Here is an 11,782-nt window from a genome sequence, read left to right as displayed (position 1 = left end):
CCTTAAAAAGGTGTTTCTGATGAAGTTCCTTGAATTGCTATCGACAATTCTAAGGCTCATTGTAACATTTTTTGATTTGCTTATCAAGCTAATCAAAATTTTGCAGTAGCTTTGGAGATCTCTCATTATTTTTAATGGGAGATTGTATTGTCGGTAGCAATTCTGAATTTTTCTTATCATAAAGACAACCCCCTATTCATTGATTTATCCGCATATTGTGTTTTCAATCTTTTAACAATTTCTTTTTGCTCTTGATTTAAGACTTTCTTTGAAATTTTCTCAAGCTCATTGAATGCTTTTTGTTTTTGATCAATAGAGCTTTTAGAGGATAAGGTTTTTTCAATGGATTGAATTTTGGAATTCGTAAGAGATGGGGTTTCATTCTTTGACTCATTTTCAAAATCAAACCTTAGTTGTTTAGTGTCTTTTAAAAGAGTCGGTTCAGGAGCGGGTAAGTTTTGAAATTCTGATAAAATTTCTTTTTGAATCTCATCAACCTGATTTTTTCTCTCTTTCCAGATTTCAAATTCTTGTTGTCTTAATTCATTAATAACTTCAGAAATTTGCATTGCTTTAAGGGTTCCTTCATTAAATTTAAATCTTTCAATTGCACAATAAAATTCATTATTGAACATTGAAGTTTTTCCGTATATACGATCTTTAAAGGCTTCTTGATTGCAAAAATACAGGGTATCTTTCAAATAAGCCTGATAATTTTCTTTAGTCGGAGTATTTTGTTTGAGTTCTTGAATATAGTCTTTATAATTTAAAAAAGAGATTTTGCCGTTTTCTCCAAAAAGATATTTTTCATAATCAAGGAGCTGATTGAGGGCTTGAAGTTTGCCGGCAATATAATAGGCTTCATCGTGTCTTTCCCAGTTGGAGTAAAAATTTAAGACTTCAAGGAGCTTTTTTTCTTGCTCAAGCTCTTTTTTGGAGTAGTTGTTATATTTTTTTAAAGCAAAGAGTTGATAATGATCGCTCCTGATGGTTGGAGTATCCCGATAAGCTTGTTCAATGATCTCATCTTTGCGAGATTCGTAATGTTTCTCCCGTAATTTTTCTAGCTCTTTCCAAACTTGACTTTTTTCCATTTCTTCTTTCGGGATAGGATTTGTTTCATAAACATATTCTTTCCAAAAAGGCAAAATCTCTTTTTGAAGATTATTTTTTTCTTCAATAAGTTTTTCCCTGTCGATTGCATTCGGGTTTTTAATATATAAATCAATTTGTTCATTAATGGTTTTGAATCGTTTATGAAATTCATCAATAGGAATATTCATTTTTCATCCTTTTGGTTTTTATTGTCATCTTGAGGGATATAAACTTCTGTAATCTCATAACCGATTACTTTAAAACCAGTTGGATTTTTGGGGATATTATTGAAGGTGATTTCCTGATCATCAAACACATAAGCCAATGTTGCCCTCCGTCTTTTTACAGATTGGAGACTGCCGGCATAATAAACTCTTGCGATAAAATCAATTTGAGCAATATTTTTAGCCACTAATGAGACATTCACAACTTCAATATTGCGTTTGATAGAGTTGTTTTGATAAACACTTCCTTTTTGTCGCACCAACTTTTCAAATTGTCCCCAGACTTCGCTTGAGCTTTGAAGCCGAATATCTTCATATCTTGGAATATCATCAATCCGATTGATCGTTTCTCGTTTTTGAACATAAGCTGCGACAAGAGAATAAATTAACGCTCTTTGGCTCTTATAATCGCCGTTGGCTTTCTCAACTCGAACGAAGTTTTGATCGGCTTGAGAGAAAAACACCAAATAAGGTTCTTTTTCTTTAAGTGGGAATAGAAAAATAATAATAATGAGCAAAGCAATGACAGTGATTGACAATACGATAATCCAGACAAACATTAAGCGTCTGATGTTGTTTTCAAGCTTAAAAAGCCAATTTTTATCAATCTTGCGATCACCCATTGTTTATCCTCTCATTATAAGCACAAGGGCTTTTCATAAGACCTTTGTTTTGACCTGCACAACCTGAAAAGATAAGAATTCCCAGAGAGATAATCAACAGATATTTCATTTGTTTTTCTCCTTTTTTAAACGAAGCTCATAAAGTTCTACCTTTGCTTTGTAGCAGTTTGCTTTAGCATTGGAGTATTTCAATTGTGCTTCCAGCAGTTCTATTTTGTCTTGGAGTTCTGAAATATCAGGGCGTGTGCATAAACAAGCCTCATAGATTTCGTTCAAATCTATTCCTGCCCTTTCAAGTTCTTTTATTTTGTCCAGATTGTATTTTTCCTTAGGGCTTAAAGAATCTGACAATTGATCTTTAATAAAGCTAAACATAGCTTTGCCTGATGGAATAATCAGGTTTTTAAAACCTTTGGCTTCTTTGTCGGCTGTTTCAGACATATTTTTAAGAGTTGCTACTCCGATTTCTTCATCCACGCCCATAAATTCAAATAATCCCTTAAGGGATTGAAAAGACAGATATGTTTTCTTTAATTGCTTTTCACAGGCAATAAAATATTTTCTAACCCGTCTGCCTTTGTCATTATTTTCAAGCATAGAAAATTCTTTAGCAGTATCTAGAGTGAGGATATAGTCTAAACTTTTACGATCCCCTCCTAATTTTGGGTTTTGAAGTTGAGTTCCATTGACTAAATGATGATTCGCCAAATTTGGCGAATCAAATAAAATGGGGGATTGTGAGGTTTTTAGAATAATAAAATCCTCATTTTCGACAAATCCATACTTATTGATTCTATCTTTTATCCAGTTGCTGAAATCTCTACCAACTTCTAATGCTTTCCATAGATTTCTGGCATTCACAACATTAGTTTCTTCTTTTTTACAGCCTTTGCCCATAGGGTATTTTTGAATGGGTATGATGTTTTCAATCTTGCTCAATTTTTATCCTTTCTTATGGTTTTAATGCCTTATTATTGGCGTGTTGATTTTGAAGCTTTTGAACAATTTCTTTTTGCTCTTGATTTAAGACTTTCTTTGAAATTCTCTCAAACTCATTAAATACTTTTTGTTTTTGATCAATAGAGCTTTTAGAATTTAGTATTTGTTCAATTTTTTGAAGTTGAGAATCTAGAGATTTGTTATTCTTAATGTCTGTATAGTGTTTTGCCACTAAGGGATTTTTAAATTGCATTGCCTCATTAAAATTTCTATCAGAATAAAATGTTATAATTTGTTCGTGGGTGTAAGTTGGTAAATCAGTGCCACTGCCCACTCTTCCTACTACAACTCTGAATCTAATTTTTTCTTGATTTTCCCATTCATAAATCTTTCCGCCTTTATGATCAATAAAAGGTTCTTGAAACACTTTGGTGTATTTTCTGATAAAATTTCCTAGATTTAATAGCTCTTCAAGTTTGATATGTCCTTGTGAATCAGGATCTAAATGCAGTTTAATATGCTCTGCACCTCTTCCTTTGTCTTTATTGGATAAATGATATCCCTTTACATACATCACAACCGACTCAATGATTGCATTTTCAATCAACTCAATATCTGTCTGTATCGGCGTTGCTCTTTTCTCGTTAAAAGTTACGTTATAAATGCCTGTTTGTTCTTTTTTGTCCATTATCTTGTCCCCTTAAAATCCGATTGTTCCAGGATTACTCGGATTTTTGATTGCATTTTCCATTATTTTGCTAACTCCTTTTCCAATTCCTGTGGCTCCTTTGCCAATTGAATTACCCATCATCATTCCGCCAAATTTGCTTGCAAGTCCCATCCCTTTAGAAAGATTTCCGGCTAATCCTGCTGTGGATTTAATCACGCTACCTGCACCCATTGAATCAGAATCGTTGCTACTTCCGATGAGCTGATTGATCCAACTTGGAATTTTTAAGAGGATAAAGATTGAGAAGGCATATAGAATTGTTACGGCTACAATTGAAGTAAAGTTTTCAAGTCCCTCATAATTATTAGCCGTTGTGTTAGCCGCATAATTAGCGGCTTCTTTGGCAATTAAAGAGCAAAAGATCGCAAAAGGTGCATATAAAGATAAAGAGATATAAAGTTTTCCCCAAGCGAAAAATATACCCCTTGTTTTACTCCATATCAGGGTAGGAAACACGATTGCGCAAAGGGCTTGAATCACGATTGAAACAAAAGTGGATAAAATCACCATTCCAGAAATTACAAGCGTTAATGTCCAGCCACCAAGCCAAAATAAGCCGTATAAAATCGCATTCCCCCAGTTAAATCCGCTTACCCAACTACCGACATCAATATTGATGGCTGTGAGCGATTTTTGAACGGCATCCAAGGTTTTAATGATATCGGTATCCGTATTGTCCCCCATACCGAGTTTGATTGCTCCGGTAAAAAGCAAACGAGGAAAATCAAATATTTGTAATACGAAAAAATAAGCATTTTTTGATTGCAAGATCGCTTCTACAAAAACAAATACAGAAAGATAGATAAAGGCGGTTTTGATCATTCCCTTTTTATTGTCATTATCTAAATTTGCAATAAGCCAAAAAACCATTAAAAGAAACAAAAAACTCAATAAAAATTTATTTGTATAAACCCTTTGTGCGCCATAAAAAATATTTTCACTCACTGCGACCGAGAGTTTGCTCAAGATTTTTGAAATGATTTCGGTAATGCTCAAAATTCCTCCTTCAAATAGAGATCTCTCCAGCTTTGAGGGTATTCTTTAATTATTTCTTTCATATAATTAACATTGATGGAGTCAGAGTTAAAAACTTTGAGGTATGAGCCCAAACGCTCTAAATTAACATCAAGAATTTGTGAGCCGTTAGCTTTGGTTTTGAGCAGAATTTTTCTGTCTTTTTTGGGCGTATTGCTTAAAAATCTAAGCTCTGTGGTTGTGAGTTTTAATTTTTCTTCCAAACGATTTAAGACTTCAGATTGCGTAGTTGGAAATATGATAAAATTGCTCATATTCTCCAAAAAAGACCCTTTCATCGGAATATGTTCAAAAAAATCTATATTTTGCACTCCCATCGTTACAACCCCACCTATTTTCCTCGCTTCCAAGATATTTTCCAAAATAAGACTCGCCATTCTTTGATGATTTAAAAAGTCTTTAAGCTCATCAATCCAAATAAAAAATCCTCTAGCGGTGTCCTTATGAATCTTTTTTAGTTTGTGGAATATATAAAAGGCACTTAATGATGATAGTTCAGAATCTTTTAAGATTGAATCCATATTAATCACGGATAGTTTTTTTGAGAAATTTAACGCATCTTCGTTATTGTCAAACAGACTTTCAAGGTAATTTTCATATCTGATTTTTAATCCTTCTATCGGCTCTAAGCTGTCAAAAAAGTCTTTAAATCGGATGTTATCGCCACCCCCAGCATAAAGTCTTTCTATTACCTTAGAAATAGAAGCTTTTTCGTCGTATTCTTCTTTAGCAATCCCTCCCATCTCTTCAAAAAAAGTTTTGAGGAATATCTGATTTTCTCTATCCCCATTGAGGCTAAAAGGATTGAATTTCATATCTTCAACGTTGTGGTATTCCCCACCTATAAAGTTTGTAAAATTGTGCATCCCATTTAATTTATCCATTGCAAAGACATCAATGTCATATTTCATCAAATTCATCATCAAAAAACTCATCAATGTTGTTTTGCCATAACCAGTTCCACCGATAACCAGAGTATGACCAGGTTCGTTAATTTTTGAGCTTTCGTGAAAATTAAACAAGAATGGCGATCCATTCAGATGTTTCAAGATAGTTACAGGCTTATTGCCAAAAGAATTTTTTGTAAAGCCCAAAATATTATTCTCAAAATTAATTAAAACGCTAATTATCGATCCGCTTTGTTGTCTAATTCTTGCGTTCAGATTTCCATTGGCAGGGAAAAATGAAAAGTATAGAGGTTTGAGGTTCAAGCTTTCTTTGGCTACGGAGAGATTTTTTTTATTCTCCAGATAATTTACAATGACGCTACAATTCCTGTCTAATTCTTCCTTTGATTCTGATTGAATTAAAATTGAGAAGCAAAAATAAAAAATATTTTCTTTTTCTTGTTTAATATCATCTTCCAGACTTTTTAATTTTAAAGTAATTTCTTCATTAACTGCCATTAGAGTTGAATCATGAACTTTTTTCACCGCTTTTTCTCTATCAAGTGCCTGGAGATGAAACATTACGTAAAGATCTATATTTTCTTTTAATATTTCAGGGATCAAGCCCGAATCAATCAGATCGGTTTTATATGATTTGACAGAGATAAATCGAGAATATATTTTTTTCTCATCGTTTCTATAGTGGATAAAATGATCTTTTTTGAATTCAATATCTGAACTTACAAAGCTATCATCAAAATATTCGTCTAATGGATAAAATGTTTTTTTGGCATTCATATACTCCAGATAAAAATTAATAATCTCTTGGGTCTTGAGTAGTTCAATTCCATAAGGTTCCAATGCTCCTAAAATTTTATTTTTGAGTTCTTTGAGTTTTTTGGATTTGATTTGTAAATCAAATTTATCATTTTTAGATTTTTTGCTTTCAGATATGGCGGTATCTTTTTGTTTTTCAAAAAATCCGCTTAATGTTTTGTTTTTGGTCGAAACAAAAAGATAATAATTGATTTGAGAGGCTTGAAAATTATTTTCCCATTTTTCAATAATGTTTTTGGCATAAATATTTTCAATATCTGAAATATCAGAATTCAAAACAACTTTTTCTTTTTTGCAGATAATATTTGTTTCAAAATCTTCTGTAAGTGCATTCAAGAAACTCAGGCGATCGTTTTGTTTTTCAAACTCTTCATCGACACTTAGAGCTGAATACGAAATGCCTTTGATCTTAAATCCCATCATTAAATTAAAATCTCTGGTCGCTATGAGTTCGTAGTCGTATAAAGATAAGATATTTGAATGCTCATCTGCACTATAAATCGTGGGTTCAAAAAATTTAAGCATAGAATTTTTTCGATTTTATTGAAAAATTTACATAGAGAATGTCAAAAATATCATCATCGATCAATTCTAAAATCTTGACTACGATGAGCGACAATCCAAATATTGCTAGTCCATAAAAAACAAAGAATACAAAAAATGAGAAGCCTAAAAAAGAGCAAATAATCCAGCTTTTAATTGTGATACCAAATAATTTCTCTTTCTTAGAAATTTCTCTAAAATTTGGGTGTGCGATCATTATTTCATAACCTCACAAACTGCAATAACCAATACTAAAATAACCGTTACTCCAATCAGTCCCCAAATGTGTTCTTTAATGCGATCTCTTGCAAAAATAGCCCCTACCAATAGGGCTACTACCCATAGAACGCCTAAGGTTTTTGAAATAATAGAAGCGATTGCAAATCCTTTTTTAGAAGCTGATTCTGCTCCACTTTGAATCGCACTTGCAATATCATCAACGCCTGCTCCGAATGCAAAAGCTCCTAAAGCAACAAAGATTGTCAATAAAAATAATATTCGATTCATTTTTCTCCTTTTTACAAGTTTTTTAATTAAAACTTAAGCAAGTTTATAAAAAAAAAAAAAAAAAAAAGCCGCTTAAATAGCAAAGAAAAAATCATATAAATTTTCAAGAGAATTACAATTTGTTACAATTTAAGATTATGAGACAATATTTAATACTGACAGCAATTGATATCTGATAAATTTTAAATCAATGTGTAAGTATGTTGATTGCGTTACTCCCCCAAATGTTACTAAAAATAATTGCGTTATTAAGGGGCTTATAGAGATTTTATTTTAGATGTTACTAAAACAAAATTATTTTAAAAGGGATTTTGCTTAACTGATAAAAGTTTTTGGAGTTGATGAAGAATTTCGAGATTAAATATTACAAATAGTTTAGCTGATTAAAATGTTAATAACTGATAAGTATTTTCTATTTTGAAAACAAATTTTTTATCTGAAAAGATTTTAAGATTTCAAAAGCAATTTTTTAAAAATTTTATCTGTTTTTCAATCTGCTAAACTCAAGTTCTTTGCATTGCAATTTCAAGTCTATTTTTTTATCTTTTCTTTAAAATCAATTTTGTCAAAAATTTCAGGGCTTAAGCCCGTTATCAATGGAGTTTATTGTTTTTTGCGTGGGCAAAAAAGGGTTATCCTGCTAAGAAAATGCCTTTAAAAAAAGATAGAATGATTTTATGAGAACGATTGATGAAATATTTTTTGATTATGAAGAGATAAAAACACGATTTCAAAAGTCTGAAAAAATTGATTTTACATCTGGTAATTCTTTTCATAAACTTAATTTCAGATCAAAATATTTTCAAAATTCTCATCAAAATTTCAAGCAAGTTTTAGTGAAAAATATTTCAAATTTATCTTCTAATGGCATTAAAAATGCATTGAGTTATATCATCAGAAATTCCAACTCTTCTTTTTGTGAAAATCAAAAGGGAGAAAAAGTCAAAATCAATCAAATTTTAGAGGATTGGAAACAAGATTTTTCAGGCAAAAAGAATGCAAAAGAAGGAATGCATTTAGTCTTTGGAATTGATGAAGAATTTGCTCAAAAGAATATTGAAGCCTTAGAAAATGCTGTTAAGATTACAATGAGAAAAAATTTTAACGAATATAAATATGTTCTTGTGAAACACACCCATCAAAACAAACCACATATTCACGTGATCTTAAATAAAAATAATCTTTATACCAATAAAAAACTTCACTTTAAGACAAAAAATGAATGCAAAGAATTTTTTTATAAGCTCCGAGAAGATTTTAAAAATTCTCTGAATGTCTGCAATAAAAACTTCCACTATGAAAACAAATATAAATTTGAGAGAGAATTGAACTTTGAAAAGTTTTATCCCCAAGTAAAAACAGATTTTTCAGAGGAGATTTTGAAAAATACTCGCCAGCTTGCAAAGAAAATTTCCATTGCCGAATACAATTCAGATTCATTAGACAATGAGATTGAAGACTTGAAGAAAGAACAGCAAAGATTGAGAGAGGATTTTATTCAAAATAGGAATTTCAAAGTCGCTTCAAAATTAAAAAAAATCCATCAGGCATTAAGAGAAAAGTTTAAAGACAAAAAGAGACTTTTTGAATCACTCAAAGAATTGAAAAACGCCTATAAGAAACTTGAATTGAAACGAAAAGAATTTAACCACGGGGATTATGAAGAACTTAGAAAACAAGAGGCTTTTTTTGAATTGATCCAAAACAAAAAATATAAAAAGACTTTATCTAAAAGCTTGATTTCAAAATTCAATCAAATCCGTTCAAATCTCAAGCTTTCAAGTCAAGATGTTTTAAGCAATTCTATTAGACATATCAAAACAAACTTGATGGCATCGTTATTTGATAAGAATGCCAGCGTTTTTAAAATTGATGTAGCGATCAATACGCTTAACAAAGATTTAAACGTGCTTAAAGATCTGCAACAAAACAATTATGATTGGATTAAAGATGTAAGTTTTAATTTAGACACATTGATAGCTCAAAATCAAAAGAAACAAAATGAACTCAAAGAATTCATTAGTTTTAGATTTAAAAATTTAAAAGACAGGTTAGGAAATATTGATGAGAAAAATATAAAAAATCTTCCTTTTTTTAAAAAAGAACTCGAATTAATGGCAAATAAATACAATATTGATACATCTTTGCAGATTGAAAAAATCAGTAGGCTCCAAACGCAAGATTCAAATGCTAATGAAATTACAAGTTGCCAAATTAAACCTATTTCTCCAGATATAAAACAATACAATATCAGTGACTTTTTAGATTGGTATGTAGCCAAGAAAATACTCAAAGACAAAGAAGCTTACAAAATGACTTTATATGAGAAAATCAAAAATAACTCAATGGAGAATTTTAAGGAACTTTATAAGCGATTTGAATTTGAGCTTGGCAGGCAAAATGCAAGCAGAGATAAAAGCATTAAGAAATAAAAGACAAAGTGTTTTTCTCCCTTTTATAGATTATGTTATAATATTTGAGTATGGAAAAGAATGAAAATATAAAATTAAAAGCCGATATCATAGACAAAAGAATAAATGCTTATAATAAAAAACTTATTGCATTTATTATTGCAATAATACTTGGTTATTTAAGCTTTAAATATGATTGGAAATTTTTTTAAAAAATCTTCTAGAGCTTTTCTTGAAAAATAGAGATATAAAGCTATTGTAGGGGGTTATTGCTTTATTTTCAATATTAATCCTAATACTTCTCATTTTCCCTGTCCTTTCTTTTTGTCGAGATCTTTTTGAAGTTCTTGCTTATATTCTTGGATATGCCCGCTTAATTGCTCTTTGGTTTTTTGCATATCTTCTAGAATTTTCTCTTCTTCGGCTTGCGTTTTTTCAGAGCATTTTTTTTGTAGGTTTTCCCACTCTGCCCATTGTTTATCTCTAAAATCATCATAAGCCTTTTTTTGCTCTTTTGTAAGTTGATTGCGATGTTGCTGCCAGTATTCGTCGTAGTTAGATATTCTCGGAGGAGTATGTTTTTTAAACCATTCTTTTTTCTCTGTGGCTAGTTTTTTCTCCAATGCCTTCATCTCCGGAATACAATTATATGCAAAGGCTTGATTCCCCAATAGCCCGATCAAAATAGAAATGCCGATGATTTGTTTTTTCATTGATTAGTCCTTGTGTTTTGATTTAATATGGGTATCCCGAGTGCATCGTATTCAAGCGGTATTTTTTTGAGACTTTCTTCATAGGCATTAACATATTTTTTCTTTGTTTTTTTATCCGATTCATTTTGGATGGTATTATAAACATCACTATTTATTTTTTCAGAATTGACTGCCAGAATATTGCGAGCCATAAGAGTTTGAGCTTTGATTGCCAGATTGTATTGTTGGAGTTGGATGGTGGCAATAAAATGTAAAAGATTACCGATTCCAAGCAGCAGATCTGATACGCTCTCATTTTGTTTTTTGCTAGCAGCGTTTGCTATGTTGTTTTTAAAATTTTCTAGATCTTTTTTCCACTTTTCATTTGCTTGATTTAAGCCCGCATTTAAAGTTGTTATTTCACCGACAGTCTGTTTGAGATAATTGTAGTTGTCGAGTTTAATTTTTTTATAATCGTAGTCAATCTTTTTTAAAGCTTCTCCATAAGCTTGCATATCCCCTATTTTTAAAGCAAATTTTAATTCTCGAATATGCTCCATCAGTTGAGTGCTAAGACCTGATAGCTTATTGTCAATACAAGTTTTTATTTGAAGTGTTGGCAGATCAATGCCTGTTAATTTATGGATTCTCTCAATCTCTTTTTTATCTTTTTCAGATTGTTCTTTTAACTGTTGCCATAATGGATTTGTCTGAGCGTTAATGGTTTCGTATTCTTTATTGTCTTTGCCCTGTATCATTGTCATACATTCTTGAAAATCATTATCTTCTTTTAAAAAATCTTCAGGACTTAAATCAGCGAGTCTTTGACCCAAATATTCCATTCTCTGCATCATTCCTTCGGCGTTTCGTTGGATTTTTTTAATGCCCTCAACAGGATTATAAATGGACATTTTCATATCATCAAGAGCATTATCGACAGAATCAAGAGTTTTATTGATGGTTTTAATTTGATCGAGATTTTCCATAGCAACTTTCACACCTTCGTTAAATTGCTTAATTTCCTCAAACGCCAAAGACACTTGTTGGAGCAATATAGGTGTGTCTGTACTTGCATTCAGTAATACAGAGGATAAAAGAACGGCGATAAGTGTTTTTTTCATCAGCTATTAAATTCTTTAAGCATTTTCGAGTTTTTTAGCAATATAAATTAAAGTGCCGACAAGAACGATAAGACCTACGATCGGAAAAAGAACTGCTATAGTCATTTTTGCTCCTTATTCTTTAAAATTATGAATTTA

General features: G+C 31.2%; 11 protein-coding genes. 1 reads left to right on the top strand and 10 read right to left on the bottom strand.

The annotated features are described in order from the left end of the window. The 8 genes from BKH41_RS09995 to BKH41_RS08635 all read right to left on the bottom strand — a co-directional run. Positions 1-180 (bottom strand): hypothetical protein (locus BKH41_RS09995; RefSeq protein WP_219350027.1); only part of this gene is annotated, 180 nt, incomplete at its 3' end. Beyond that, positions 177-1,283, bottom strand: coding sequence for a hypothetical protein (locus tag BKH41_RS08670; RefSeq protein WP_095299081.1), 1,107 nt, complete (start codon positions 1,281-1,283; stop codon positions 177-179). The genes BKH41_RS09995 and BKH41_RS08670, both read right to left, overlap by 4 nt. Further along, the gene (locus tag BKH41_RS08665; protein ID WP_095299079.1) at positions 1,280-1,942 is read right to left on the bottom strand and encodes a VirB8/TrbF family protein; all 663 of its coding nucleotides are present in this window, start codon (positions 1,940-1,942) and stop codon (positions 1,280-1,282) included. The genes BKH41_RS08670 and BKH41_RS08665 overlap by 4 nt, the downstream gene beginning before the upstream one ends. 105 nt (positions 1,943-2,047) lie before the next feature. Next, a complete protein-coding gene (locus tag BKH41_RS08660; RefSeq protein ID WP_219350026.1) occupies positions 2,048-2,881 on the bottom strand; it encodes an antA/AntB antirepressor family protein in 834 nt (277 codons plus the stop codon). 13 nt (positions 2,882-2,894) lie between these two features. Next, a complete protein-coding gene (locus tag BKH41_RS09860; RefSeq protein WP_257875451.1) occupies positions 2,895-3,569 on the bottom strand; it encodes a hypothetical protein in 675 nt (224 codons plus the stop codon). A 12-nt stretch (positions 3,570-3,581) separates the two neighbouring features. Continuing rightward, positions 3,582-4,607, bottom strand: a complete 1,026-nt coding sequence (locus tag BKH41_RS08650) for a type IV secretion system protein (protein ID WP_095299077.1) — start codon at positions 4,605-4,607, stop codon at positions 3,582-3,584. Next, positions 4,604-6,895: an AAA family ATPase gene (locus BKH41_RS08645; protein ID WP_095299075.1), complete on the bottom strand. Its 2,292-nt coding sequence runs from the start codon at positions 6,893-6,895 to the stop codon at positions 4,604-4,606. Before BKH41_RS08645 ends, BKH41_RS08650 begins: the two co-directional genes overlap by 4 nt. 234 nt (positions 6,896-7,129) lie before the next feature. Beyond that, positions 7,130-7,420 carry a hypothetical protein gene (locus BKH41_RS08635; RefSeq protein WP_095299069.1) on the bottom strand — a complete coding sequence of 97 codons (291 nt, stop codon included), beginning with the start codon at positions 7,418-7,420 and terminating at the stop codon, positions 7,130-7,132. A gap of 677 nt (positions 7,421-8,097) precedes the next feature. On the opposite strand from BKH41_RS08635, the gene BKH41_RS08630 reads away from it, so the two are divergent. Further along, positions 8,098-9,852 carry a hypothetical protein gene (locus BKH41_RS08630; RefSeq protein WP_095299066.1) on the top strand — a complete coding sequence of 585 codons (1,755 nt, stop codon included), beginning with the start codon at positions 8,098-8,100 and terminating at the stop codon, positions 9,850-9,852. Positions 9,853-10,133: 281 nt separating this feature from the next. Here BKH41_RS08630 and BKH41_RS08625 read toward each other — a convergent pair whose 3' ends face one another. Then, positions 10,134-10,544: a hypothetical protein gene (locus BKH41_RS08625; protein ID WP_095299064.1), complete on the bottom strand. Its 411-nt coding sequence runs from the start codon at positions 10,542-10,544 to the stop codon at positions 10,134-10,136. Then, complete coding sequence (locus BKH41_RS08620; protein ID WP_095299062.1) at positions 10,541-11,644, bottom strand: hypothetical protein; 1,104 nt, start codon at positions 11,642-11,644, stop codon at positions 10,541-10,543. The genes BKH41_RS08625 and BKH41_RS08620 overlap by 4 nt, the downstream gene beginning before the upstream one ends. Positions 11,645-11,782 lie beyond the last annotated feature (138 nt).

The organism is Helicobacter sp. 12S02232-10 (genome assembly GCF_002272895.1).
GTDB lineage: Bacteria > Campylobacterota > Campylobacteria > Campylobacterales > Helicobacteraceae > Helicobacter_J.
The sequence above is the reverse complement of the archived record's forward strand: the minus strand, read 5'-3'. Positions and strand labels throughout refer to the sequence as shown.

Bases quoted from the DNA above. Each gene is read 5' to 3' on its own strand.
- BKH41_RS08670 (WP_095299081.1), bottom strand. From the start codon at position 1,283: ATGAATATTCCTATTGATGAATTTCATAAACGATTCAAAACCATTAAT.
- BKH41_RS08665 (WP_095299079.1), bottom strand. From the start codon at position 1,942: ATGGGTGATCGCAAGATTGATAAAAATTGGCTTTTTAAGCTTGAAAAC.
- BKH41_RS09860 (WP_257875451.1), bottom strand. From the start codon at position 3,569: ATGGACAAAAAAGAACAAACAGGCATTTATAACGTAACTTTTAACGAG.
- BKH41_RS08645 (WP_095299075.1), bottom strand. From the start codon at position 6,895: ATGCTTAAATTTTTTGAACCCACGATTTATAGTGCAGATGAGCATTCA.
- BKH41_RS08635 (WP_095299069.1), bottom strand. From the start codon at position 7,420: ATGAATCGAATATTATTTTTATTGACAATCTTTGTTGCTTTAGGAGCT.
- BKH41_RS08630 (WP_095299066.1), top strand. From the start codon at position 8,098: ATGAGAACGATTGATGAAATATTTTTTGATTATGAAGAGATAAAAACA.
- BKH41_RS08625 (WP_095299064.1), bottom strand. From the start codon at position 10,544: ATGAAAAAACAAATCATCGGCATTTCTATTTTGATCGGGCTATTGGGG.
- BKH41_RS08620 (WP_095299062.1), bottom strand. From the start codon at position 11,644: ATGAAAAAAACACTTATCGCCGTTCTTTTATCCTCTGTATTACTGAAT.